A 23784-nucleotide genomic window follows, 5' to 3' on the forward strand; every position below is an offset into this window, starting at 1 on the left:
ATTGGATTCCAGCACGTTGGTGACGCCGACGTAGGCCTTCTTCAGGTTAACCTCGTCGCTCCAGTGGTCGAACATGACGTTGAGATCCCAGATAGCCCCCTGCGCGCTTTTGAAGGCTTTGCTGATCTGGAATTCGCCGCCGTTGCTTTCGTTGCCCAGACGGCCGATCGCCGAGGCGCCGTTATAGGAGCCGTCGACGCCGACATATTTCTGGTCGCCGGTCTGGAAATGGGCGCCATAGCGGGCATAGCCGCTGAACTTAAGGCCGAACGGAATCGCCATATCCGGCGAGGCGGCGGTGGTCTGCGGGTTGGTAATGACGTCGACCTTTTTGTCGGCCGCGGCGTCAATTTTCGCCTGGCGGTCGGCCAGTGCTTTATCAACGGCTTTGGCGACAATGGCGTCGATCTGTTCCTGAGTAAATTCTTGCGCCATTACAGAGGTAAGCGGAAAAAACGCGGCGATAACCGCCATGGTTAATGGAAGTTTTTTTATCATTGTCATGAGTTTCTCAATATAGGTTAATTTTATTCAGACAATAACCAGCCTATTCTGAGCTGACAGAATATGTCGCTATCATCAGAACAAGTTATTTTTTATTTTGTACGGTCACAGAGGCATTACACAATTATCGCTACTCGCCCTCCCTCACTGATATTAAACAGGTGGCACAATGGCAGAACCATCCGCGCGGCGGATTGTTCCTCTATAGACAGTCAAACAGATAGCCTTTCGGCACAGACAGCATAAATACAACACGAACAAATAAACGCTATTTCCCGGCAGCGGGCAGACGGCGGAATACATGCCCCCGCAGGGGCATGTCAGCAAAAATTAACCAAAGATATAAGTATTGACGAGATTTTCGAGTAATTCCTGACGCCCGCTGTGATGCTGCGGATTCAGATTATGCTGCTCAGCGTACCGGGCAATATTATCCAGCGACATACGGCCGGCCATAATTTGCTGCCCCAGTTCGCCCTGCCAGCCGGCATAGCGTTTTGCCAGAGCCCGATCGAGCTTGCCATCCTCAATCATCCGCGCGGCCAGCTTGAGAGACAGCGCCATCACGTCCATGGCGCCAATATGGCCATAGAACATGTCGTATTTGTCGGTGCTCTGCCGGCGAACTTTGGCGTCAAAGTTCAGGCCGCCGGTAGTGAATCCCCCGGCTTTGAGGATCTCGTACATCACCAGGGTATTTTCTTCCACGCTGTTCGGGAACTGATCGGTATCCCAGCCGAGCTGCGCATCGCCGCGGTTGGCATCAACGGAGCCGAAGATCCCCAGCGCGATGGCGCTGGCGATTTCATGGTGGAAAGAGTGCCCCGCCAGGGTGGCGTGGTTGGCTTCAATGTTCACCTTGATCTCATTTTCCAGACCAAACTGCCTCAGGAAGCCATACACCGTCGCGACATCGTAATCGTACTGATGCTTGGTGGGCTCCTGCGGTTTCGGCTCGATAAGCAGCGTGCCGCCAAAGCCAATCTTATGCTTGTGCTCCACGACCATCTGCAGGAAACGGCCAATCTGCTCGCGCTCCTGACGCAGGTCGGTATTCAGCAGGGACTCGTAACCTTCGCGACCGCCCCACAGAACATAGTTTTCGCCGCCGAGCTGGTGGGTGGCGTTCATGGCGGTCACCACCTGCGTGGCCGCCCAGGCAAACACCTCCGGATCGGGGTTGGTCGCCGCCCCGGCGCCGTAGCGCGGGTGGGTAAAGCAGTTGGCGGTGCCCCACAGCAGTTTCACGCCGGTTTGCTGCTGTTTCTCCGCCAGCACCTCGGTCATCACGGCAAAATTATGCAAATATTCTTTCAGCGACGCGCCTTCTGGCGAGACGTCGACATCGTGGAAGCAGTAATACGGCACGTTGAGCTTGTAGAAAAACTCAAACGCCACGTCCGCTTTGCGTTTGGCCATTTCCAGCGCATCGCCCGCGGCCTGCCAGGGACGCTCAAACGAGCCGGCGCCAAACATATCCGCGCCATTCCAGCAGAAGTTATGCCAATAACAGGCGGCAAAACGCAGATGATCTGCCATGCGTTTTCCCAGCACGATTTCATCCGGATTATAGTGGCGAAACGCCAGAGGATTATCGGTTTTAGGTCCGGCAAAAAGAACGCGTTCGAGCTGGTCAAAATAAGTTTGCATGATGAACTCCGAAATTGAGGAAGCCGAAAATTAACAACTGTGACACATCGTGTATTCTCATCGTCGGTTGCTCAATTACGTTATTTCACTCGGCGATTGAGAAAATGCTCAAATGTGAGCCATCTCGCAAATAAAACCATTTTAAATATCTCGCTTCGCGCGCGTATAGCGTACACTTCCTGGGGAATTCAGGTGGGCATAGCGAATTAAAATGCCGGTTTTGTCACATTGCCTGTCTGCCAAAAAATTAGCGGCGGATGGCGACTCAACGCAGGTGATACAGGCCTTTGCTTCGAGGATCACAGAAGTAAAAAAACATAATTACGTAATTTAAAAACGTAATAGATTCTTCCATGTCAACTGTGTCAGAAAGTGTTTCACCTACACAAAACAAACCGGAGTCTGCTTAGAATGAGTAAAAACATAATGCACAGTCGGCATGATGAATATCATAAATTAACCCGCGGAGAACGAATTGGTTATGGCATGGGCGACTTTGCGCAAAACCTGGTTTTCGGCACAATTGGGGGTTTTCTGGCTTTGCATATGCTGACGGTAAATACCATCAGCACGGCAACGGCAGGCTTTATTTTTCTTTTTGTCCGCATAATTAACGTGTTTTGGGATCCGATGGTCGGCACCTACGTGGATAAACGAACCTCGAAAGCAGGGAAATATCGTCCGTGGCTGTTACGAGCCGGCGTGCCGCTGGTGATCCTCTCGGCATTACTGTTCGCGCCCATCCCCGGAGTGAAAGGTTCGGTGGCTTTCGCCTTTATTATTTATCTGGCGCTGGACCTGGTTTATTCCTTAGTCAATATTCCCTATGGCTCGCTGAATGCGTCGCTGACCCGCGACCCGGAATCGATCGATAAGCTCACCAGTACCCGCATGATGCTGGCCAACAGCGCCAACCTGCTGGTCTATACCCTGTTCCCGATGTTTGTGCAGATGGCGGCGCCGAAAGATCGCAGCCTGAAAGACACCGGCTTTTTTGGCCTTGAGCTGAATCTGGGGAATTATGCCGATCCGTCGGCAAATTACGCCTGGTTTGGCGTGTACACCATCTATATGATCATCGGCGCGGTGGCTCTGTTTATCTGTTATAAATTCACCAAAGAACGCGTTGTCGCGACCGCCGAGCAGACCGCCAACGTCAAAACCACCGACCTTTTCCACGAGCTCCGACATAACCGCCCGCTGGTTATTCTGGGCATGTTCTTTATGCTGGCCTTTACCTTCATGTTCTTCATGAACACCGTTAACGGCTTCTTCAACCAGTACGTCGTCGGCCACTCCGAATGGATGGGCGCGGTGGGTCTCGTCGCGTCTATTCCCGGCATCGCCTTCCCGATTTTTTGGCCGAAACTGAAAAAAATCTTTGGTAAAAAAGGCTTCTTCCATCTGTTCCTCGCCATGTTCATCGTCGGCGAACTGCTGACCTACGTCTGGTCCCGCGAAGGGATGCACGACGCGCTGTGGCTGGCCTACATCGCCACCTTTATTAAACAGTGGGGCTTAACTTCCGCCACCGGCTTTATGTGGGCGCTGGTACCGGAAGTCATCGCGTACGGCGAATTAAAATCTGGCAAACGCAATGCCGCCATTATCAATGCCATTATGGGACTCTTCTTCAAGATCGGCTTCACCATCGGCGGCGCGATCCCGCTGTGGCTGCTGGCGGTGTATGGCTTTAATGAAAGCGGCGCCGTGCAGAGCGCCAGCGCCATCGACGGGATTATTATGACCGCGGTGTGGATCCCGATCGCGCTGGCCGCTATTTCGATGGTGATTATCCAGGTTTATCCGATCTCCGATAAACATGTTACCGACATCAACCGTCAGCTGGATGAGATCCGCGTGTAGTTAAAAAAATTATAAATCAGACCGATTCGTCACTTTCCATTTTAAAAGGTGTAATGAAATGTCACTTATTCAAAACCCGATATTACGCGGCTTTAATGCCGACCCCAGTATTATTCGCGTCGAGGATACGTACTATATTGCCAACTCGACGTTTGAGTGGTTCCCGGGCGTGCGTTTACATGAGTCGAAAGACCTGAAAAACTGGAACCTGCTGCCTTCGCCGCTCTCCACCACCACCCTGCTGGACATGAAGGGCAACCCCTCCTCCGGCGGCATTTGGGCGCCGGCGCTCTCCTGGGCCGACGGGCAATTCTGGTTGGTGTATACCGATGTGAAGGTCACCGAAGGCGCCTTCAAAGACATGACCAACTACCTGACCACCGCGAAGGATATTCGGGGCCCGTGGAGCGACCCGATCAAGCTGAACGGCGTCGGGTTTGACGCCTCGCTGTTCCATGACGACGATGGCCGGAAATATATCGTCCAGCAAACCTGGGATCACCGGGAGTACCATCACCCCTTCGATGGCATTACCTTAACGGAGCTGGATACCAACACGCTGAAGTTAATGCCGGAAACCGCGCGCACCATCTACCGCGGCACCGCCGTGGCGCTGGTCGAGGGGCCGCACCTCTATAAACTGAACGGCTACTACTATCTGTTTGCCGCCCAGGGCGGCACCGTGTTTACCCACCAGGAGGTGGTGGCGCGGTCGAAAACCCTCGAGGCCGACAGCTTCGAAACCGAGCCGGGCGACGTGTTCTTAACCAACGTCGACACCCCGGACAGCTACATCCAGAAACAGGGCCATGGCGCGCTGGTCTCCACCCCGGAAGGCGAATGGTATTACGCCTCGCTCTGCGCCCGGCCGTGGAATCGCCCGGGGGAATCCATCTACGACCCGCGCGGCTGGTCAACCCTCGGCCGGGAAACCGCGATCCAGAAAGTGTACTGGGATGACGAGGGGTGGCCGCGTATTGAAGGCGGTCACGGCGGGAAAACCTTCGTCGAAGGGCCGAAAGACGCCATCTTCACCGAAAGCGCCAGCGATAATAGCCAGCAGGATGACTTTACGTCGCCAGCGCTCGATCCGAACTGGAATACACTGCGGGTGCCGTTTACGGCCAAAATGGGCACCACCGGCAACGGCAAGTTAACCTTAATCGGCCAGGGTTCGTTAGCCAATACCCATGACCTGTCGCTGATTGCCCGCCGCTGGCAGGCCTTCTATTTTGATGCTGCAGTGAAGGTGAAATTCGAGCCCTTCAGCTATCAGCAGATGGCCGGGTTAACGAATTACTATAACGACCGCCACTGGAGCTTCGTCTTCCTGACCTGGAATGAAATTAACGGCAAGGTCATCGAAGTCGGCGAAAATAACCGCGGGAAATACACGTCGTACCTGAAAGATAACGCCATCAAGGTGCCGGACGGCGTCGAATACGTCTGGTTCCGGACCAAAGTCCGCAAGCAGACCTACAGCTATGAATACAGCTTCGATGGCGTGACGTTCACCGAGATCCCGGTCCAGCTGGATGCCGCGGTGCTGTCCGATGACTATGTGTTGCAGAGCTACGGCGGGTTCTTTACCGGGGCGTTCGTCGGCCTGGCGGCGGTAGACTACGCCGGGTACGGTACCCAGGCTGAGTTTTATCAGTTCGAGTATCAGGAGCTGGGCGATAGCTTAGCGGCCGATGGGAGCTACAGCTGGGAGGCTGGCGAGACGCGGGATAAGTAAGAGAAAGCTGGCCCACGCTACCGGTAAGGTAGCGTGGGGTTTGTGGTGTGTTTGATGTAATTAAAGCGAGCGCTGTCGGATGTCAGTCTGCGGGGCGCAGCCGGGCCTTCAGCTCTTCGGGAGTAAACGGCGGATCTCGCCGGTGCAGCATTGCATGGCAATTGGGACATACCGGGATCAGATCGGTTTCAGGGTTCAGACGGTAGTCCTGCTTTATCCCGGCCAGCGGAATGAGATGGTGGATATGGATAAAACCCTGGCCGATTTCGCCATAGCGGCTGGCCATATCCAGACCGCATACCTGACACCGGCAGCCGTGTAGGCGAAGCGCCGCCTGACGAGCCTGACGGTCGCGCTCATAGCGATTGACCACCACCTGCAACGCCGCCCCTTCCACGTACTCCATGGTCGTCTGCCCCTCATCGGGGAAAAGCGCAACCTCGTCATCGCCAGCGCCCTGCGACGCGATCGTAAATCCTTGCTCCAGTAACAGACGCACGCATTTTGATTTAATCCCCCCGCTGAAATCCGCCGGGGTAAATTCCGTCCCCGTCGCAAGCGTGGCCGCTAACCCGACGATGGCTTTTGAAGGATACCGACGCCCCTCAAACTCGATCTCATACAGACGCGCGCTTTTAAACTGATGCGCAACGCCTGCATCGTAAGCGCGAATGGCGGCGATGATGCATTCCCTGGATAAATGGTCCGGTAGTTTTTTCATAAGACATAGCTATCTGATGGCGCGAAGCTTGAGTATAAATAGAAAGCTATGGGCTTTTCGAACAAATAACTGGCAGTGATAATTAAATCGCGATCCACGTAGAATCGCCGCATCTGGTAGGTTGATCGGCAAGGATTTTGCGAGCATCATCGCATTTATTTAGCTGCCAATGTAACGCTATGCCCTCCAGCACGACCCTGCAACACGCGATCGAGAACATCACCATCTGGCGCAAAGGCGAACAGCGTGCGCCGCATAAGCCACTACTGCTGCTGTACGTCCTCTCACAGTACCAGCGCGGCCATGCGCGGATGTTCGACTACGCCTCGGAGATACGCGATGAGCTGCATAGCCTGCTGGAACGCTTTGGCCCGCAGCGCCGCCAGTACCGGCCGGACATGCCCTTCTGGCGCCTGAAAGGCGACGGCTTCTGGGAGTTGCACAACAGCGAACAGTGCTCAACCCAGGGCAGCCGACAGCCGCCCGGCAAAGAGCTGGAGCTCTGTCACGTCGCCGGCGGCTTCGATGAGCCGCATTTTGCGCTACTCAACAGAAATAAGAAGCTGATCAATACCCTCGCCCATCAGATCCTCGAAGCGCATTTCCCGGAGAGTATTCAGGAAGAACTGGCTGAAGAGATGGGGTTTGATCTGCAGCAGATCCGTAAAGAGCGCGACCCACATTTTCGCCAGCAGGTGCTGCGCGCCTATAACTATGAGTGCGCTATCTGCGGCTTCAATATGCGCCATGATAATACCTCCGTCGCCCTGGAAGCGGCTCATATCAAGTGGAAGCAGCACGGCGGCCCCTGCGAAATCCCTAACGGCCTGGCGCTCTGCGCGATTCACCATAAGGCTTTTGATAAAGGATCCATTGGTCTGGATGAGGATATGCGCATCCAGGTTTCGCCGGCGGTGAACGGCGGAGGCATCGTTGGCAGGCTGTTTTGGGATTTTAATGGTAAGCCGATTACCTTGCCGCTGGGGAAAGAATGCTATCCGCAGGAGGGGTTTGTGGCGTGGCACCGGCGGGAGGTGTTCAGGGGGTGAGGGGGGATGGTGTGTGGGGTTTAATGTGGAGCGTAGGGCTTAGGGATTGTGAATGTGTTTCGGGGAAAACTATGTGGTTTATCAATGAATTGTCGTTGTTAGATTAAAGGATTTATTTATTGGTTGTTTTGATATTGATGCTTGGGAATGGAGAAGGCCGGACTCGAACCGGCACGTATTTCTACGGTTGATTTTGAATCAACTGCGTCTCGCAAGCCATTGATTATAATCACTAACTTGCAGCGTCCCTACGGAACTACGGCCCGATTTCGCCAACAGATTGCCCCCGCAAAATAACAGGGGTTTACATGGATCACAAGAGGGTAAAACCGAAGGATAAACGCGATCGTTATCTGATTCTCGATCCGTGTGGTGTGTACATGGTGCGAATAACCGTACCTGCGTACATGTCTGCATACTTCGGGGGCAAAATGTACTTCATGAAGTCAACGGGGACTCGTGACATTCGCCAGGCTCGTCTATTCCGGGATGCCGTAGCATTGGAATGGTACAAGTTGCGCAATCAGCTTAAACCAGTTCGTTCAGGTTCACGGGTTGAGCAGATCCTTGATGAACTTCGAGGTATCAGTAAACAGGCAAAGGACACTCCACCCGCACAATTGAACTCCCCCGCTCAAGTGCAGGCTTGCCCTTCTCTTCTGGTAATGAGGGATCAGTACATTCTCCAGTTCAGCGAAAAGCGCAAACTTACCACGCTATCGAAGACAAACAAGGCCGTCGAGGTACTCTTAGCACATCTGAAAAAACGCGATGTGCAGCTTCGTGACATTAACCGAACAACCGTTACTGGCTGGTTGGATAAACTGAAAAGCGAGAAAGCTCCCCAGACTATTCAAAACTATATCAGCGCTCTGGCTCAAATCTGGGATTTAGCCCGTAACCGATATCACGACGCACCACAGGATAACCCCTGGCGTGGTCATGGGTTGGAGGCGAAAAGCAGCAAAGTAAGCTATGAGGTTTTTACTCATGCAGAGTTGGCGAAAGTCTTTGCCGCGCTAGATGGTGACACAGAAATGCAGGCGGTGACGCGGATAGGGATGTATAGCGGCATGAGGCTGAATGAGATTTGCTCCTTGCGTGTAGAAAATATCCGTAGGATTGAGGGCATCCTTTGCTTCGAGGTCACAGAAGGCAAAACCAAATCAGCAGCGCGTATTATTCCGGTTCACAACCTTATTATCGATCTGGTTGAAGCCCTTCTCCAGAAGCCCCACAATGGCTTTCTTTTCTATCGGGCGTCAATCACTGACCGTGCAGATGGAAAACGCTCAACGTGGCATGTAAACCGGTTTACAAGAGCAAAGCGTAAGGCTCTGGGAGTTGTTGAATCAGAAAGGAAGGTATTTCACTCACTACGCCATGAGGTGGCCCAGCAGCTTGATCGCGGTGGGGTTGATGGGAAAAATCCAGTCCCCGAAGACCGTATAGCCCTTCTTTTGGGCCATGAGCGCGGAAAAACAGAGACGTTCAAGACGTACTCAAAAAATGCAGCATCACCAGTTGAGCTATCAAGATATGTTGAGTTGATCAATTACGATATTGTCGGATGAAGGCGTAAAAAAACCGCCTATGCCGGCGGTTTTAAGTGCGGGAAGTAGATTAACCTTTGGTTTTTCTCGGGTCATTACCATAACTATTCTTGTCGCGGATTTGATTGTTATCACCCCGATGAATAGAAACTTCTGAACCATTCTTTATAGCTAACTCTCGCACTTGTTCAAAAACTTCTCTTTGGGTTGTGCCAGTGACACTGGCCCGCGTTGCATCCTGCCTCTTACCGCGCCAGACACCATCACTTCCCTTGTACACGTTATAATCTTTACCGCTCATAAACGAGCCTCCAGTACAGATGCATTGCAGAAAGACTACTTTTTGACCATTCCATCATGTCTCATCATGAATGAGCTGTCAATACATACAGTACATATATTGCGTTTTATTTTTAATAATAAACCATATGTAGTATTTGGTTCAATAAAAAACCGGAAGGTTTCCCGTCCGGTTAGTTAATCGTCTTCTTTCGTTTCTCGTTGAGGTAGTGTCTCACTGCGCTATCGAATCCATACATGTGGATGCGGTCAAGCAAGCTGGAACGACTACACTCAAGCTTTCGTGCAAGACTCGCCAGGTTAAGAATGTTGTCATCAGAACAGCCATCCAGAATAAACGTCAGTAGCGGCAGATTGCCTTTACCTACAAGTTGTAATTTCATTTCGTGTATCTCCTTTCCTTTGCATCGCCACGGAGGGACCATTGTTGGCCCCCAAAATCGTTAGGCTATTGCCTTGCCTGATTACGAAGCATCATTGGTAACGGCGGTCACCAGATCCGGACGGTAGCAAATCGGCAACAGGCTGAACTCACTGGAAAGCGTAATGTTCTTATACGCATCGGTGCTGCTATAGATCCGGAAGTCCACTACGTCAGCAAATGCCAATTCCAGGTTACGGCTTGTTGGGCCGACCAGATTAGTAAATGGTGATGCCTGATCAGCGCTCAATGGCTTATCGAAGACCGGAACCATAAAGCCTTGGTCTGCGCCGATACCGTAGAAATCGGTATCGGACATCTCGACTACAGTCACGTTATCCAGGACGTAATAGCTGAAAGCCGGGTTGATCTCTTTATTGAATACCAGACCATCAGGATCAAGCACACCATACTGCACAAGCTGGCGAACCGATGGGTTAAAACGCAGCTTCTTGAACAAGTTGGAACCCGCGAACAGGTAAATGCCTTTCAGCAAAGAAGCAAGGCCCCCCATTCGGCGCTTCATGGCGCTAACTTCATCGGATAGGGATTCTAACGGATCAGCAGCAACCCCCGTGTAGATGGTTCCGGTACTCTGGTCGTAACCAAATTCCTCTGACCAATCCAGGATCGGGCCATCAGCGGTGTATTCCATATCGGTGACACGGTGACGGAACAGGCTTTCAGCGAACATGCGTTCACGAGTCGCAGCGAAGCGTTCATGGTGGGCTAGACTTTTCGCAGTGACTGCATCCAGAACGCTGGCCTGTAGCGAAGAGCCGATTTTACGGTATGGTTGAACGTCTGCCGAGGTAATGACATCCTGGGTGGGGAATAACGGCAATTCTATCAGATGGTTAGATGCTTTTGGCTTCGGTGTGCTTCCCCATTCACTGGAAAAGCGATTTGCAGCCGGTGCGATGGTGTCAGCCTGAGCGTTCAGGATGTCCAGACTGGTTTTAAACTGGTCAGTAACGTCACGCTGGAAAATGTTCAGGTTGGTTAAGATACGATTTCGAGCCGGAACGTTAGCAAAGGTCGAACTGTAATCAACGTATGAAAAATCTTTTGTAAGAGCCATGTTGTGATGTCCTTATCGGTAAAATTATTGAGCGTCAGCCTGAGCTACGCGGATGTTGCCGGATGTAGTCAGAGCAGCAATTGCAGCAGCACCTACAGTCTCCCCCATAACAGCGATGACGGTTTCCGGGCGAATATAGACGCCACGATCAGCAACGATGATGTTTGCATCTGTACCTGCGTGATGATGGCTTAGAACCAGTAATGCGTCGTTGCCAGGGGTAAATGCGGTGCCGTCGGCCTTAATGACTGAACCGGGCTGCACTTCGATGGCCAGGATTGGGATATTGATTGTTTTCACTGCAAAATTAGCGTCGGCCTGGTAGGTCACGACATCGTTAAAGGTGCGTTGGGATTCGCCCATTTTCATAGAGGTCACTCCATAAATTATTAAGGTTGTTTGCCCGTGGGCCATTGGCTTTTGGGTCATATCGTCATTATTGACGGTGTGCAGGTGAAAAAATGCCGTCTAATGGGACGGCATCTCTTTGCTGGGTCAGAAAAAAGTAAGGCGGTATCAACCGCCCCGGAGGACAAGGAGAATGTGCATCTTTTGTTTTTCTGATCTGGAAAGGGTGAGCGGCAGCACGCCCATTGATGGGGGGAGAAACCCCAAACGCGCCGCGCTCGTGCCAGTTTTCGTCTGGCGATGACGGCCTGCGAGGAGGCAGGGCTTTGGCTAATCCCGTCGAGGTGATACCACGGCAGTATTATTTTGTTTCAGTCGGGGTTTGTTGTCCGGCTGAATGAATAAGCGGCTGGCTGGTGCAAAGAGGCTCGTGCAAAGCGTTTCGGAGACCAGCTGCCTGAGAGGTGACACGTAACAATTGGCAGTAGTACGCAGTAGACTCTTTTGAATCAATTAATCACATTATGTTATTATTTTACCACGAATGGTAACCATTCTCAACAAATTTCACGTAAAATCAGTCGGTAACTCATTCAGTAACGGCAATTCTGCCTTCAATCATTCACCCCTTTAATCGGTGCCGATTCAATAATGTATGAGTACGCAGCCGGATCGGCGGCAACAATCTCCCGGCATTTGGCGCGAGCACGGGCTAATGCCGCTTCATCCACAACATGAGGAGTAAAGACACCTGCCCCAGCGCCCAGCGTCTTCATGATACGTTTGGCTTTTTGTTTTTTGCTGGTCACTGGCGCAACGGCGGGCGCTGTTGTTGGTTTCCAGTCTGGATGGCGGATCAGATAGTCATCAACGGCGCTTTTTACAGCGTCCTGCCGCTGTTCTTCCTCCAGTTGCTCTGGAGTTTTCCCCAGAAGCGCGGCGGCAATGCCGTCTCTGACTTTTTGCAATGTTGTTTTCATTCTTATGGTTCCTGTACAGGGCCAGCCCGTCACGGGCGCAGCGATACGCCAGCCATGCAACGGGCAGGTAGGGTAAAATTTCGAATAGGTTCAAAACTGTGCTATCAAGCCGTGCTATCGGGCAGTAGTTGCCTGCGCCACGTTGACTCGTTGGACCGGATTAATCTGGATCGCCTTCAGGGGGTAATCGCTGCTCAATAGCGGATTCAGCAAGGCCATTTTGCCGGAGGGACATCACCACCGTGTACAGGTGTAGGCCACCCAGCGCAGCACAGATATCTGCGAGGGACTCGCCCTGTTGAAACATAGTCAGTGCTAGTTTTGAATCCTGGTAGGAATTGCGGTTGGCAAATCGCCTGCATTTCGGATTGTAGTAATTATCATATAAATCAATAACTTTCTCTATCGGCAGGCGCAGCAAAAGTGCTGTTTTCTGGGGGCTATACCCGGCGATGAGCATGGTTTTGCATTTTTTGATTACGTCGGTATCTCGTGCGCGATTTTTGAAAAGTCGAGTTAGATCGGGGAGATCTTCTTCTTGGTCAGCCTGGCGGCTGTTGGCGAGTTCACACAATTATTCCTCCACTATGTTTTTGTTTCTGCCAATCTTTTACTACAGCATCCAGGTAAGGATTATTAAAGTCGCTGATCACCGCATCATCATTGGCAGGTACATCAGCATCGACAGGAATATCCATAACAGGTACGCCGTCTGGTTTTCCAGCAGCAGGCGCGGCAGATTCCACGCCATCACGTTTTTGTTCATCTTTACTGCACTCTTCGGTTGTAACTTTCTGTTTTTTTGCGATGGTAACTACTGCATCACCCTGCTGTGACAATCCAGCGTTGAGTTCAGCTAGTATGTCCTCGGGATCTTTGACGGTATAGATACAGTGAGAAGTGTTGCTTTTGCCCTCGTCAGGGATTGTTTTCCAATCTATCCATCCCATTTTTTTAAGTGCCTTACGAGCACGTTTCACCGTAGATTCTGAGATCCCCGCGCAATCATCACTGATCCGGGGGATTGATACCGTTACTCGCCCAGTGGTTTTCTTCCACCCCAGAAGGTAACCGTATACTGCGATAACATTGAGATCGATTTTCACCCCATTAAATTTACGGATTCGAGAAATCAGAACCGGACAGGGGGAAAATGTATCAACCGTGATTGGTTTGTCTTCGTTCGGCTGCGGTAGTGATTTGTAAATTTTAGTTTCTACGTTCTCGGTCGTCATTATATCCTCGCTGGTTATCTGTTTTGCTCTTTTCAATTATTTTTGCTGCCGTTTGCAGCAATTCGCTGCATAATTTCGCCATTGGCATGTCGCGACGGTTCGCCTCTTTCAGCAATGTGCGGTAGGTCTCATCCGGGAACGAAATGTTCATGCATCCTGTCTCCTGTCTGTCAGATATGGGAATACGCCCCTGCAATCGTGGATTAACGATCAGGGTTCTGGCGGGCCTTGTGCCTGCATTTATTCGTATGGTTTGCCGGGTTTTTCGGCTATCTGGTCTGTTCGGCGACGCGCCGAATTGGTATTAGTGGCGGGTAGTTGTAGCGGTTGGAAAATCACCGATTACGCTATAACCGTACTTTTCGAGTTGTTCCACACCATCCGTAGCGATTAGCAGCATGATTATCTGCTCATGAGTAAGGTCGAGACCCAGCTTTTCAAGATACATCTGGCGATAGCCCTTCAGCACGGGGACTAAAATCTCTGTCAGTGTTTCCCCTGCGGCGTATTTCTGGGAAAACGGACGGAGAAGATCCTTGAGGGCTTTACAATCACGCGCCTTTTTACGCTCCTCACCGATTAATCGAAGTGCTTCGCGGGTCTCCGGATAAATCCTGTCGGCCTGCCTTGCGCCGCCAGGTACGCGATTACGAAAAGCGTGGAGATTTTGAAGAGATGTAACGCCGTTTAATACGGCCCATGCGATAGACTGTGCATCCTGTGTATAATCAAATTTGGCAGGTTTTCCCATTTGTTCTCCTTCTGTAGTTAAAATCAGTTCATTGCATTGAGTCACCTCAATCGATAATGTATATTTTATACCAAATGAGAATAATTGTCAATCTCATTTATAATCTTAAAGGCGAAATTATGGCAGTGTTATATGTCAATATCCAGCCACCTTACACGGGGCGATTCCATTTGTCAATTCCCTTATCATAAAACGCCTTCAGAGGCTCCAGATTCAACGCTTCAAGCGAAGCGGTACAAAGTCACCAGCAACATGAGAGAGACGCTCTGAACGCGACAGGGAGCGTTACAGGGCCGCTGTGCATCATAGCATCGCCACCGAATCACAGGGCCGTTATAACCTTGTGAGATTGAGGAGGGGGCGCCGCCCCTCCAAGGGGAGTTACGTCGCGTTTAAAGCTCCTGGCTTCATCGAAGCCGTTCACATTGACTGACGCGCTTGCGCTTGTCTTCACACATATGCTGGCGTAGCCTGTCGGGTTACCCGAGTCACAGAGCGTAAGCGATGGGCTAACGAGGGTTAGGAGGTCACGAGATGGCGGATCTGTTCACGTCATCGAAGAGAGCTTCTTACCAACAGATATCTGAAGTGGCAGAGCCATTCAGAGCAGAGCGATACAGAAGCATCACTCTTTAACACCAACTAGTGAACACCCGTTCACCCTGACTTTGACCTTAAGGTTTTAAAGATCTTATTGGTTTTTATTTTTGGTATTAAGTTTTGTTCTCATCGCAGGTCATACAGACCCCACCCTAGGTTCTCTGTGAACCCACCACCAGTTCATACAGACCCCACCCTAGGTTCTCTGTGACCATACCCCTTCCTCTCTGGCTGAAGACACGTGTCCTTCAGTAGAAGACACCTCACGATCCGGTCACGAAGTGATGAACCTCTGGTTTACGGGGCGATGCCCTTTGCCAAAGGCAAACACCTCTGGTGCTGAAGGTTCACCGCCAAGCGGCCTTGCCGTTAGCTTTTTTATAAAGATCATGGTTTAGGTTTTTTATCTTTATTATCTAGTTCTTTATTATATCGTAGGTCATCCATGACCGAGGTGTCCGGACACCAGTGACCGGGGTTGGTTGCTTCTTGAACAGTTCATCTTTCAGGATGTGCGCCTCGCCAAAGGTAAATAAACCGCTGAAAATTCGGCTCTAATCGCTGGTATTTCGCCGTAAATGCGTCGTGATGTCGCTGGCTCACCTGTGGGATGTGGTGAACGTTATATCGAGATGTACACAACGAACCCGCTCCAATGCTGGAAGCGTTATATCTGCCGCTCAGGATGTGGTTAAACACACTCCTATTTCTGAACCATCTTTTCACAAAAAATAAAAAAATGCATAAAAACCAAAACAGACACCCTCTGGAGCCGCCTGCATAACGCTGTGTGGGTCGCTGTGCTAGCGGTCTGTCAGTTCACAGTTGTGTAGATGTAACGCCGCTATGGGCTTCTGGTGAAGCATAGGAGGGATTACCGAAGGTTGGAAGAGCTGATGCAGTTAACATTGGGGGGATGAGGTCAAGACCTGGGCCGGGAACCAAGACACATCGCCAGCGCCTGGCGTCATGATGTGAGCAATCACGCCCACGCTGAGGGAAGGTGCAAGAAGCGTTGAAAGCGAAGAATGTTATTCTCCACTCTCCAACTTGTTGAAAATACGTAGACAATCCTGAAAGCGCCATCGGACGTTCTTTCTATGCAGCATTTATGCAGGATCAGGCAAGGTTTATTCACTTTGTTGGGCTGATGCTCGGGACTCGGGCGGTACTCGATGACTCAGCCAATAAGATATTTGCAAAAGATCCTGCCGTTTTCCCAGGGAGCTATCAGCCCCGCCTAACCGATCAGACATAGCGAATGAAGGATATTTCCCTACCTGCCAAGCTACGGCACTACCCCATGTTGGTCAGTCTCCCCGGCGGGCGGGCATACGTGCCTTGCATTCACCTGGCGTACAATCCGCTCTCATCAATTGATCATTTTGTGCGACCACTAAATTAAAGCACTTTATAACGCACTGTTTTTGATCAAAAATAAATCTATTGAAAGATTGGAAGCCGCACAGCGGCAAGGATAATGTAATGGGTAATGCAATGGTTGCGCTCAAGTCTGCCGATGAGGTGAAGGCGGTTAGCGCGGAGCTGGCGAAGAACAAAAGAACCAACCTCTTTCGCTGCCTCTGGGCGATGCAGTTCGAGAGCGCGTTACGTTTCTCAGACGTGGTTAAACTGACCTGGGATCAGTTCGCGGAGGGCAAAACGCATCTTCTCATCATTCAGCAGAAGAAGACGCGCAAGGGGGTAGACGGTACGCCAGTGAAGCCGAAGCCGTTGAAGATAGCCATTACTCCGGCTATGCGCTCTATCGTGCAGGCTCGACGGGAAGAGGCAGCAGACCGCCCAAACTTCGGTGAATACATATTCAGCCTGTCCGATCTGAGGTCGAAGGGCCAGCCAGTTTCACACAACGCAGTGCTGACGGAGTACGGCAAGTGCGGACGCCGTGCAGGTTTCCAGGATGTGGGAAGTCATACACCACGCAAGAGTAAGGGCCGCATCCTGTTTGAAAGTGGCCTAGCTCTGGAACAGATCAGCAACCTGCTGGGCCACTCCAGCCCAGCTTCTACACTGTTTTACATCGGGTTCACGCAGGAGACTGCGGACACGATATCGGAAGAATTTTCCCTCGGGGAGGAATGGTAACAATGAAAAAGCATATAGCAAAAGCAGTTTCAGCAACCGTTTTAACAGTGTTGGGCCTGCTGGCCAGCCAGCCAGCACACGCCGGACGCATCACGATGCAACTCACTGAACAGGAGGAGACAGCAAACGGCAAAACACTTTGTCGCTACGAGAATTCCATTTACTCATTCAGCTATGTGACGGGGAGTAAACACTGCCCAAGCGTGAAAACTTTCGATACAGCGGATTCAGGTTGACGAAGCATGTAGAAAAATCAATCGATTGATGGCTGATTTGCAGGTTTGATCAGCATGAGACGTTACAATCCCAAAAAAGCTAAAATGGCTATTCTGTTGATTGAATTCATGAAAATAATTACTGTAACGGGGTAAAATGTAACCACTGAAATTTCTTGAGTTCCATTTTTGGGAACAAGTTGACACAGCAAACAGAGAACATTATGATGTTCCCATATTAGGAACAAACTATGAGATTGTGCGGAAGAAATCATCTGGATGAGTTAAAGAAAACCACACCAGCCTGCATTGTTTGGATCAATGCTTGGGCAGCAGAGTTAGATTCAGTGGTTTGGAAATCAGTCCATGATGTTATGAACCAGTTTCCAAACGCCTCCAGTGTTGATGGACGCTCTTTCATATTCAAAGTTGATGGTAGCAACATCGCTGTTGAAACCATCATTGATTTCAACATGTTACTGGTGCTTATTACCTCAGTAAAGGTAATGTAATGGATATCAAAGTTATAAAAACAGAGCAACAGCATCAGGAGTATTTAAAGAAGATTCACTCTTTAATGCTGGAAATGCCCCCCATTCATTCCAAGGCGCATGAAGACTTGGAGTTGCTAATAACTATTGTTGAAGCATATGAGAACTCCAAGTATCCAATCGAACCTCCTGACCCTATCGATGCCATTCTTTTCAGAATGCATGAGAAAGGTCTAAAGCAGGTTGATCTTGTACCCTATCTGGGAACAAGAAGCAGGGTTTCAGAAATCCTTGCCCGTAAAAGACCTTTGACGGTGTCGATGATCAAAGCGCTTTCTATTGGGCTGGGCATTTCCACAGATACGTTAGTTGGGATAAATGCAGATAATGAGCATTCTTCTGACGATCACATTGACTGGTCTAAATTTCCAGTTAAGGAAATGATAAACAGAGGTTGGCTTCCAGATATAGTTGATAGAACGAAGAAAAATACCGAAGAAATTATAAAGAGCTTTATTGATCAAGTGGGTTGGCAGGCAAGTAGCAGCGTTTCATTCAAACGGACGCTTTCTGGTGATGCTTATTCACCTGCAACAAAATATGCGCTGTTTGCATGGGTCAGCAGAGTGGTGCAACAAGCACGTAAGCGCAAGAATTCATTAGGTATCTTTAATCCAGATGTTTTATCAGCCAGCTTTATGCGTGATCTTGCTCAATTAAGTTGGTTCGAAAAAGGCCCTTTATTAGCAATTGAGTTCCTTGAAAAACATGGCATCGCTATAGTGATTGAGCCATGTCTAAAGGGAACAAGGATTGATGGTGCAGCGCTAAAAGACGTTGACGGGTTGCCGATCATTGGCTTGAGCTTACGATATGATCGTTTAGATAACTTTTGGTTTACTTTGTTGCATGAAGTCGCCCATATATGGAAACACATTGATTCTAATGAGATTTTCTTAGATGACATCGACTCCAACACAGATGATAGACAGGAGTCAGAAGCAAATCGGCTTGCCCGGGAGGCATTTATACCCAGGTCAACATGGAAGCGAAGCCAAGCTTATTCATCCCCATCTAAAGAGGCAATTGATAGCCTCTCAAGAGAGCTAAAAATTACACCTGCGATTATTGCAGGTCGGATACGGCGTGAAAGCGGAAATTATAGAATTTTCAATGATCTGATTGGTCAAGGTGAAGTAAAAGCAATATTGGTTCCGGCCTTCGATAACTAAACGCAGGAGAGTTATTATGTACCCTACATATGTACCTATTCTCAAAGCAAAAGCAGGTGAATTCGCCGCTTTAAAAAACCTGAAGGCTGCATACTCTGAAAAAATAGCACCTTTTTTCGAGATTCCTATTTTAGTAAGAAAAGAAAAAGAGCCAAAATGGCTCATGGAATCAACTCAGCCTTTGACAGATCATCTGCAAAGAACGGCTAAAAAGCTTGTAGCTTCATGCCAATCTAACGCCTTTTTCTTTGACATCACGCAATGGAAAGCCGACAGTTATATTGAAACTGGTGAGCATGTACTGAGCTATCTTCACAGAGAATTATCCAAAAGCGGTGCGATTATTCACCCTGTGGTGGGATTCGATAGATGGGATATTTTAGATTACCAATTAGCATTGAAAGATTTAAATATCCCTGATGGGAATAATTATTGTATTCGAATTGATTCATCTTCAATTATTGATGATTCTTACGATGTCGATTATTTCACCGAGACTCTTGAAACAATCATGGAAGAGCTTGGCTTATCAAGCAAAGAAGTCATGATAATGCTTGATTTTGATGACGTTACAAACAAATCGATTGAATCATTAAACGCTCACGTCAAGCATGTTTTAAACATTTTGTCTGATTATGAATTTTCATGCGTTATTATTTCAGGCGGTTCCTTCCCCGCATTCATAAATAAGGCAGTTAAGGACGAGAATTCATCTGATTATGTGACAAGGCGCGAAATTCACGTATGGAAATCATTCGTTGATGATTCAAAGCTACCTCTTGTATTCTCTGATTATGGTATCAGAAACCCTAAAGCCGAAGACGATATTATAGCTCCTAATGCCAATGGCAAAATACGATACACCATTGAAAACAAACACTTTGTTGTTCGTGGCTACTCTAAACTGAAAGGGGATGGCTACAAACAGTTGCACAAATTGGCTGAAAAGATCGTCAATTCCCCCAACTACTTAGGGCCAGACTTTAGTTGGGGTGATGAATGTATTAAGGCATGTAGCAAAAAAGAAAAACTCGGTGGTAATACTGAGTGGATCAGCTATGACACAAACCACCATATAAGTTATGTAGTTGAAGAGATCACCGAATTTAATAGAGTTAGAGTTGCTAAAAAAACAGCCATTATATAACAAAAAAAATCACGCCCATCAATTTGGGCGTGTTTCTTTATTGGTCTTAAAGGCCTCAGGAGAAATGGTGTAGATATCTATCGCAACTATAATCGACCTCTTTATGATTAGCTGAACTCAGATAAATGTCCGGGCCTCTGCGGCCATTTTCAACTCAGCCTCCTCTGCCTTCTTCCGTTCAAGCCAGGCTTTACCCTCTGGGGTTGCCAGAAACTTACGAGCATGGATTTTACGGTTGTTGCGTTTAGTTGCTGCCGCATTTTTCGCCATGATTGCCTCCAGATCGGCCCGCCACTGGGCTACAAGGGCAGGTTATAGAAAAGTATAGAGATAAATCCAGATGCAAAACACCCCTACCAAATGGTGCCGAAGGCAATAGGTGACCATTACGTGCCGTGTTGGGCACATAACGAAAGGCGGAGCGTAGCGACATCCGCAGATAGCTTTTGTCCCTTCACAGAGATGATAACGCCTTGTCATGGCTTCTTATCAGGTAGCCGTTGTAATCCGGTGGCTGAAACCGTGGCAGAGCCGGACTCTTTCCCGATCCGGTTAGTCTTCCCAACATTACGCCTGTTTTTTCACTGCAACGTCATCTCGACGTGTTGCATCATGGAACGCCGCACGAAGCGCGAGCCACATCGACAAGGGTTATGGGAAAAGGATTAGAGACGCTGGCGGCGTCTTCCGGCTTCAAAGGAAAGCGCAACGAATAGACCAGCGACATAAAATTAAGCCGTCAGTGCTGACCGTTCACGTTTTGTACAGGGTTGAGCCTGGAAACTACCTGCCGCTGCGTGATAACATCCCAAAAGCCACTACCAAACACAGCGGCAATCGTTGGTGACATTATTCAAGCAAAAAACACAGGCAAGAAAGGCAGAGTTATTTAACTAACTCGTTGTTTCTAAGGAATTTTTCTTGATTGGTGCCGAAGGCCGGACTCGAACCGGCACGTATTTCTACGGTTGATTTTGAATCAACTGCGTCTACCGATTTCGCCACTTCGGCACTGAAGGGGATGCGGAAACGTTCTGGATTATACCTGTCGGCGGCGGCCATGCAAGCGACAGCGTGTCGTCATTGCGCTAAGTGTTGAAAAAAACAGCGCTATCCTGCGCGGCGTCACCTTTTACTGTAGTTCCATGGCGCGACGGCCACCAGCAACCCTTCTCTCACCCTCCCGCAAACCCAGCTCCACCTGCCAGCCACTCCCCCTTCCCGCTCAAAAACACCCAGACCCCACTCAAACTTATCTCAACTTGTTCTCACCTCACTCTCACTCGCATCCCCATCACAATCCCTCTCTCACCAAACAAATCCCCAATATCCGCTCCTCAATATTCCCCCCAACCCTGTCCTCACCATTCCCATATATTCCAGAAAGTTTTAGCCAATGCCTTTTTGTTATTCATCCGCTCCGCAGTCAAATATTAATTTCATCAATATTTTTATAACTTTACATTAATGAAAAGTTTTCTTTTTGCCGTTTATTCCAGGATTTTCCTCAGGCGTGAAGGATTCCGGTAAACACTATTTTTACTAGTCGCTGTACGAGTCTTGATGGACATATTCACTCGATGAATTAACTCAGGAGAATACTTGTGACGACGTTAAAACCTTTGCTGGCCCGCAACCGCAGCTGGGCGCTGCAGAAGTGTCAGCATGACCCGGACTATTTCGAAAAATGGGTCGACGGGCAGCGGCCCCACTCGCTGTGGATCGGCTGCTCCGACAGCCGCGTTCCCGCCGAGGTGCTCACCGGCAGCCAGCCCGGCGAGCTCTTTGTCCACCGCAATATCGCCAATATGCTCGACCCCGCCGACGACAACGTCATGAGCGTCCTGCAGTATGCCCTCCACTACCTTGAGGTGGAGCGGGTGGTGCTCTGCGGCCACTACGGCTGCGGCGGCGTGCAGGCGGCGCTCTCTCTGCCCACCCTGCCGCTGGCGCAGGAATCCTCGGCGCTGGCTCGCCGCATCGGCCAGCTGCGCCACACCCTGCATCACGAAATTGCGCAGATCGCCGATGGATGTGGTGTTGCGGCCTCCCCCGGTGTTGGCGCCAGCGCCAGCACCGATTCGGAGCCCTCTCGCCACGCGCTGGACGCCCTGGTGGAAGCCAACGTTCGCGCCCAGTTCGCCCGTCTGCTGGAGTGTGAACCGGTGCAGACGGTGCTCGCCAGCGGGCGGCCGCTCAGCCTGCACGGCTGCGTCTACGATCTGGCTTCCGGCCATTTAACCACCCTCGTCGAACACCTCTCACCGCAGGAGCACGCCCCATGAACACACTTCGTCAGGACTCTCTCGCCGGCATCGTCGTCTTCCTTGTCGCCCTGCCGCTGTGCCTCGGCATCGCCCAGGCCAGCGGCTTACCGCCCTTCGTTGGCCTGCTGACCGGCATCATCGGCGGCCTGGTCGTCACCGCCCTCAGCCCCTCCCGCTTCGCCGTCAGCGGCCCCGCCGCCGGACTGGTCACCATCGTCGTCGCCGCCATCGAATCCCTGGGTTCCTTCTCCGTCTTCCTGATGGCGCTGGTGCTGGCCGGCGTGCTGCAGCTGCTGTTCGGCATTCTGCGGGCCGGGCGTTTTATCTCGCTGGTTCCCGCCAGCGTCATCAAAGGCATGCTGGCGGCGATCGGCATCCTGCTGATTATGCAGCAGATCCCCGTCGCGCTCGGTACGGCGGAAGAGACCGGGCTTGCCGATGTGGTTCAGGGCAATGCCGCTTTCTCCGTCACTGCGATTGCCGTCGCCGCGGGCGGCCTGCTGGTGCTCTGGCTCTGGGGCTCGCCGCTTATCCGCCGGGTGAAGAGCCTGCGCTGGATCCCCGGGCCGCTGATCGCCGTCCTGCTCGGCTGCGTGACCACCCTGCTGCTGACCCATTTTGCGCCGCAGCAGCTGGCCGCCCTGCCGCGTATTACCCTGCCGGCGTTCGGCAGCCTCGGCGACCTGCTGGGCGAGCTGGAGTCTCCGGCGTGGAGCGCGTGGCGCAATCCGTCGGTGTGGGTGGTGGCGGTGACCCTGGCGCTGGTCGCCAGCCTCGAAACCCTGCTCAGCCAGGAGGCGCTGAAAAAGCTGCGCCCGCAAAATCCGCCCCCTTCGCCGAACCGCGAAATGGTCGCCCAGGGCGTCGGCAACCTGCTCTCCGGCGTGCTGGGGGCGATGCCGATCACCGCGGTGATCGTCCGCAGCTCGGTGAACGTCAGCAACGGCGCGCAGAGCAAACTGTCGATCTTTATCCACGGCGTGCTGCTGGTGATCTGCGGCCTGTGGTTCAGCGGCCTGCTGACCCTGATCCCGCTCGCCAGCCTGGCCGCCGTGCTGCTGTATACCGGCTATAAGCTGACGACGCCGCGGCTGTTCATCGAGCAGTTCCGCCAGGGGGCGGCGCAGTACGTCCCGTTCCTCGCCACCATCGGCGGGATTATCGCCTTCGGCATGTTGGCGGGGATCGGGATTGGTCTTGCCACCCAGATGGCGTTCAGCCTCTGGCGCAGCCATCGCCACTCGCTGCAGCTGGCGCGCTACGATGACCACTACGTGCTGCGCATCCAGCAGAATCTGACCTTTATGCACAATCCGCATCTGCTGGCCCTGCTGGCGAAAATTCCGGAAAAGAGCGTGGTGATCGTCGAGCACGACAGCTTCGGCTATCTCGACCCGGACGTGCGGGCAGTGCTGGATGATTTTGCCGAGAACGCCCCACAGCGCGGCATCCGCCTTAATCAGTGGCCGCTCGCCAGCCGCTGACCTTAACGGGCGGCTGGTCCGCCCGCTTCGCGACCCCTCCGATTG

Annotated in this window: 24 protein-coding genes and 2 tRNA genes; 11 read left to right on the top strand and 15 right to left on the bottom strand. The window is 51.1% G+C overall.

The genetic code is table 11. The features are described from left to right. Both ACOI6Z_RS26045 and xylA read right to left on the bottom strand, forming a co-directional pair. On the bottom strand, window positions 1-504 hold a 504-nt coding region (locus ACOI6Z_RS26045), incomplete at its 3' end, for a carbohydrate porin (protein ID WP_319185052.1). Between the two features lie 330 nt (window positions 505-834). Then, window positions 835-2154: a xylose isomerase gene (xylA, locus tag ACOI6Z_RS26050; protein ID WP_117129339.1), complete on the bottom strand. Its 1320-nt coding sequence runs from the start codon at window positions 2152-2154 to the stop codon at window positions 835-837. A 426-nt stretch (window positions 2155-2580) separates the two neighbouring features. Here xylA and ACOI6Z_RS26055 point away from each other — a divergent pair, with 426 nt between their 5' ends. Together ACOI6Z_RS26055 and ACOI6Z_RS26060 are read left to right on the top strand one after the other, a co-directional pair. Continuing rightward, window positions 2581-4020 carry an MFS transporter gene (locus ACOI6Z_RS26055; protein ID WP_181939590.1) on the top strand — a complete coding sequence of 480 codons (1440 nt, stop codon included), beginning with the start codon at window positions 2581-2583 and terminating at the stop codon, window positions 4018-4020. A 58-nt stretch (window positions 4021-4078) separates the two neighbouring features. Next, window positions 4079-5758: a glycoside hydrolase family 43 protein gene (locus ACOI6Z_RS26060; protein WP_044525248.1), complete on the top strand. Its 1680-nt coding sequence runs from the start codon at window positions 4079-4081 to the stop codon at window positions 5756-5758. An 82-nt stretch (window positions 5759-5840) separates the two neighbouring features. Here ACOI6Z_RS26060 and ACOI6Z_RS26065 read toward each other — a convergent pair whose 3' ends face one another. Next, window positions 5841-6479 carry an HNH endonuclease gene (locus ACOI6Z_RS26065; RefSeq protein WP_048296547.1) on the bottom strand — a complete coding sequence of 213 codons (639 nt, stop codon included), beginning with the start codon at window positions 6477-6479 and terminating at the stop codon, window positions 5841-5843. Window positions 6480-6658: 179 nt separating this feature from the next. Between ACOI6Z_RS26065 and ACOI6Z_RS26070 the strand changes: the two genes are divergently transcribed. Continuing rightward, on the top strand, window positions 6659-7528 hold the full coding sequence (locus ACOI6Z_RS26070; RefSeq protein WP_065813410.1) for a phosphorothioated DNA-binding restriction endonuclease: 870 nt from the start codon (window positions 6659-6661) through the stop codon (window positions 7526-7528). A 148-nt stretch (window positions 7529-7676) separates the two neighbouring features. Here ACOI6Z_RS26070 and ACOI6Z_RS26075 read toward each other — a convergent pair. Then, window positions 7677-7776 (bottom strand) — tRNA-Leu (locus ACOI6Z_RS26075). A 60-nt stretch (window positions 7777-7836) separates the two neighbouring features. Between ACOI6Z_RS26075 and ACOI6Z_RS26080 the strand changes: the two genes are divergently transcribed. After that, a complete protein-coding gene (locus ACOI6Z_RS26080) occupies window positions 7837-9102 on the top strand; it encodes a site-specific integrase (RefSeq protein WP_117129337.1) in 1266 nt (421 codons plus the stop codon). Window positions 9103-9151: 49 nt separating this feature from the next. Here ACOI6Z_RS26080 and ACOI6Z_RS26085 read toward each other — a convergent pair whose 3' ends face one another. The 9 genes from ACOI6Z_RS26085 to ACOI6Z_RS26125 all read right to left on the bottom strand — a co-directional run bounded on the left by ACOI6Z_RS26085 (window position 9152) and on the right by ACOI6Z_RS26125 (window position 14197). Continuing rightward, window positions 9152-9382, bottom strand: a complete 231-nt coding sequence (locus ACOI6Z_RS26085; RefSeq protein ID WP_047045481.1) for a DUF2188 domain-containing protein — start codon at window positions 9380-9382, stop codon at window positions 9152-9154. 172 nt (window positions 9383-9554) lie between these two features. Beyond that, window positions 9555-9764, bottom strand: a complete 210-nt coding sequence (locus tag ACOI6Z_RS26090; protein ID WP_117129336.1) for a hypothetical protein — start codon at window positions 9762-9764, stop codon at window positions 9555-9557. Window positions 9765-9845: 81 nt separating this feature from the next. Next, window positions 9846-10883, bottom strand: coding sequence for a major capsid protein (locus ACOI6Z_RS26095; protein ID WP_117129335.1), 1038 nt, complete (start codon window positions 10881-10883; stop codon window positions 9846-9848). A gap of 24 nt (window positions 10884-10907) precedes the next feature. Continuing rightward, complete coding sequence (locus tag ACOI6Z_RS26100) at window positions 10908-11252, bottom strand: hypothetical protein (RefSeq protein WP_102017327.1); 345 nt, start codon at window positions 11250-11252, stop codon at window positions 10908-10910. Window positions 11253-11845: 593 nt separating this feature from the next. Continuing rightward, window positions 11846-12211, bottom strand: a complete 366-nt coding sequence (locus ACOI6Z_RS26105) for a hypothetical protein (protein ID WP_032439227.1) — start codon at window positions 12209-12211, stop codon at window positions 11846-11848. A 160-nt stretch (window positions 12212-12371) separates the two neighbouring features. Beyond that, a complete protein-coding gene (locus tag ACOI6Z_RS26110; RefSeq protein ID WP_225498358.1) occupies window positions 12372-12785 on the bottom strand; it encodes a hypothetical protein in 414 nt (137 codons plus the stop codon). Further along, window positions 12778-13446, bottom strand: a complete 669-nt coding sequence (locus ACOI6Z_RS26115) for a helix-turn-helix domain-containing protein (RefSeq protein ID WP_142763574.1) — start codon at window positions 13444-13446, stop codon at window positions 12778-12780. The genes ACOI6Z_RS26110 and ACOI6Z_RS26115 overlap by 8 nt, the downstream gene beginning before the upstream one ends. After that, window positions 13421-13597 (bottom strand): hypothetical protein, encoded by a 177-nt coding sequence (locus ACOI6Z_RS26120; protein WP_162121615.1) that lies wholly within the window; start codon window positions 13595-13597, stop codon window positions 13421-13423. The genes ACOI6Z_RS26115 and ACOI6Z_RS26120 overlap by 26 nt, the downstream gene beginning before the upstream one ends. A 153-nt stretch (window positions 13598-13750) precedes the next feature. Continuing rightward, complete coding sequence (locus ACOI6Z_RS26125) at window positions 13751-14197, bottom strand: hypothetical protein (RefSeq protein ID WP_117129334.1); 447 nt, start codon at window positions 14195-14197, stop codon at window positions 13751-13753. Window positions 14198-16282: 2085 nt separating this feature from the next. Here ACOI6Z_RS26125 and ACOI6Z_RS26130 point away from each other — a divergent pair. The 5 genes from ACOI6Z_RS26130 to ACOI6Z_RS26150 all read left to right on the top strand — a co-directional run bounded on the left by ACOI6Z_RS26130 (window position 16283) and on the right by ACOI6Z_RS26150 (window position 19988). Further along, window positions 16283-16903 (top strand): tyrosine-type recombinase/integrase, encoded by a 621-nt coding sequence (locus ACOI6Z_RS26130; RefSeq protein ID WP_117129333.1) that lies wholly within the window; start codon window positions 16283-16285, stop codon window positions 16901-16903. A gap of 2 nt (window positions 16904-16905) precedes the next feature. Further along, the gene (locus ACOI6Z_RS26135; protein WP_117129332.1) at window positions 16906-17139 is read left to right on the top strand and encodes a hypothetical protein; all 234 of its coding nucleotides are present in this window, start codon (window positions 16906-16908) and stop codon (window positions 17137-17139) included. A 230-nt stretch (window positions 17140-17369) separates the two neighbouring features. Then, window positions 17370-17630, top strand: coding sequence for a type II toxin-antitoxin system HigB family toxin (locus ACOI6Z_RS26140; RefSeq protein ID WP_117129331.1), 261 nt, complete (start codon window positions 17370-17372; stop codon window positions 17628-17630). Next, on the top strand, window positions 17630-18841 hold the full coding sequence (locus ACOI6Z_RS26145) for an ImmA/IrrE family metallo-endopeptidase (protein ID WP_117129330.1): 1212 nt from the start codon (window positions 17630-17632) through the stop codon (window positions 18839-18841). Before ACOI6Z_RS26140 ends, ACOI6Z_RS26145 begins: the two co-directional genes overlap by 1 nt. A 16-nt stretch (window positions 18842-18857) precedes the next feature. Further along, window positions 18858-19988 (top strand): beta family protein, encoded by a 1131-nt coding sequence (locus ACOI6Z_RS26150; protein WP_117129329.1) that lies wholly within the window; start codon window positions 18858-18860, stop codon window positions 19986-19988. 117 nt (window positions 19989-20105) lie between these two features. Here the strand turns inward: ACOI6Z_RS26150 and ACOI6Z_RS26155 are convergent, their stop codons facing one another. Further along, on the bottom strand, window positions 20106-20258 hold the full coding sequence (locus tag ACOI6Z_RS26155) for a hypothetical protein (RefSeq protein ID WP_181939589.1): 153 nt from the start codon (window positions 20256-20258) through the stop codon (window positions 20106-20108). Window positions 20259-20914: 656 nt separating this feature from the next. Next, a tRNA-Leu gene (locus ACOI6Z_RS26160) sits at window positions 20915-20999 on the bottom strand. Between the two features lie 593 nt (window positions 21000-21592). On the opposite strand from ACOI6Z_RS26160, the gene ACOI6Z_RS26165 reads away from it, so the two are divergent. Further along, a complete protein-coding gene (locus ACOI6Z_RS26165; protein WP_065812810.1) occupies window positions 21593-22273 on the top strand; it encodes a carbonic anhydrase in 681 nt (226 codons plus the stop codon). Beyond that, entirely contained in the window at window positions 22270-23739 is a 1470-nt protein-coding gene (locus ACOI6Z_RS26170; protein ID WP_065812809.1) for a SulP family inorganic anion transporter, read from the top strand. The genes ACOI6Z_RS26165 and ACOI6Z_RS26170 overlap by 4 nt, the downstream gene beginning before the upstream one ends. Window positions 23740-23784 lie beyond the last annotated feature (45 nt).

The sequence above is a fragment of the Klebsiella sp. C239 genome, from assembly GCF_048822715.1.
Lineage (GTDB): Bacteria > Pseudomonadota > Gammaproteobacteria > Enterobacterales > Enterobacteriaceae > Klebsiella > Klebsiella quasipneumoniae.

Excerpts from the sequence above, each read along its gene's own strand:
- xylA (WP_117129339.1), bottom strand. The coding sequence starts at position 2,154 with ATGCAAACTTATTTTGACCAGCTCGAACGCGTTCTTTTTGCCGGACCT.
- ACOI6Z_RS26105 (WP_032439227.1), bottom strand. The coding sequence starts at position 12,211 with ATGAAAACAACATTGCAAAAAGTCAGAGACGGCATTGCCGCCGCGCTT.
- ACOI6Z_RS26125 (WP_117129334.1), bottom strand. The coding sequence starts at position 14,197 with ATGGGAAAACCTGCCAAATTTGATTATACACAGGATGCACAGTCTATC.
- ACOI6Z_RS26145 (WP_117129330.1), top strand. The coding sequence starts at position 17,630 with ATGGATATCAAAGTTATAAAAACAGAGCAACAGCATCAGGAGTATTTA.
- ACOI6Z_RS26085 (WP_047045481.1), bottom strand. The coding sequence starts at position 9,382 with ATGAGCGGTAAAGATTATAACGTGTACAAGGGAAGTGATGGTGTCTGG.
- ACOI6Z_RS26090 (WP_117129336.1), bottom strand. The coding sequence starts at position 9,764 with ATGAAATTACAACTTGTAGGTAAAGGCAATCTGCCGCTACTGACGTTT.
- ACOI6Z_RS26055 (WP_181939590.1), top strand. The coding sequence starts at position 2,581 with ATGCACAGTCGGCATGATGAATATCATAAATTAACCCGCGGAGAACGA.
- ACOI6Z_RS26150 (WP_117129329.1), top strand. The coding sequence starts at position 18,858 with ATGTACCCTACATATGTACCTATTCTCAAAGCAAAAGCAGGTGAATTC.
- ACOI6Z_RS26130 (WP_117129333.1), top strand. The coding sequence starts at position 16,283 with ATGGGTAATGCAATGGTTGCGCTCAAGTCTGCCGATGAGGTGAAGGCG.
- ACOI6Z_RS26080 (WP_117129337.1), top strand. The coding sequence starts at position 7,837 with ATGGATCACAAGAGGGTAAAACCGAAGGATAAACGCGATCGTTATCTG.
- ACOI6Z_RS26170 (WP_065812809.1), top strand. The coding sequence starts at position 22,270 with ATGAACACACTTCGTCAGGACTCTCTCGCCGGCATCGTCGTCTTCCTT.
- ACOI6Z_RS26120 (WP_162121615.1), bottom strand. The coding sequence starts at position 13,597 with ATGAACATTTCGTTCCCGGATGAGACCTACCGCACATTGCTGAAAGAG.
- ACOI6Z_RS26065 (WP_048296547.1), bottom strand. The coding sequence starts at position 6,479 with ATGAAAAAACTACCGGACCATTTATCCAGGGAATGCATCATCGCCGCC.
- ACOI6Z_RS26070 (WP_065813410.1), top strand. The coding sequence starts at position 6,659 with ATGCCCTCCAGCACGACCCTGCAACACGCGATCGAGAACATCACCATC.
- ACOI6Z_RS26135 (WP_117129332.1), top strand. The coding sequence starts at position 16,906 with ATGAAAAAGCATATAGCAAAAGCAGTTTCAGCAACCGTTTTAACAGTG.
- ACOI6Z_RS26115 (WP_142763574.1), bottom strand. The coding sequence starts at position 13,446 with ATGACGACCGAGAACGTAGAAACTAAAATTTACAAATCACTACCGCAG.
- ACOI6Z_RS26140 (WP_117129331.1), top strand. The coding sequence starts at position 17,370 with ATGAGATTGTGCGGAAGAAATCATCTGGATGAGTTAAAGAAAACCACA.
- ACOI6Z_RS26095 (WP_117129335.1), bottom strand. The coding sequence starts at position 10,883 with ATGGCTCTTACAAAAGATTTTTCATACGTTGATTACAGTTCGACCTTT.
- ACOI6Z_RS26155 (WP_181939589.1), bottom strand. The coding sequence starts at position 20,258 with ATGGCGAAAAATGCGGCAGCAACTAAACGCAACAACCGTAAAATCCAT.
- ACOI6Z_RS26060 (WP_044525248.1), top strand. The coding sequence starts at position 4,079 with ATGTCACTTATTCAAAACCCGATATTACGCGGCTTTAATGCCGACCCC.
- ACOI6Z_RS26100 (WP_102017327.1), bottom strand. The coding sequence starts at position 11,252 with ATGAAAATGGGCGAATCCCAACGCACCTTTAACGATGTCGTGACCTAC.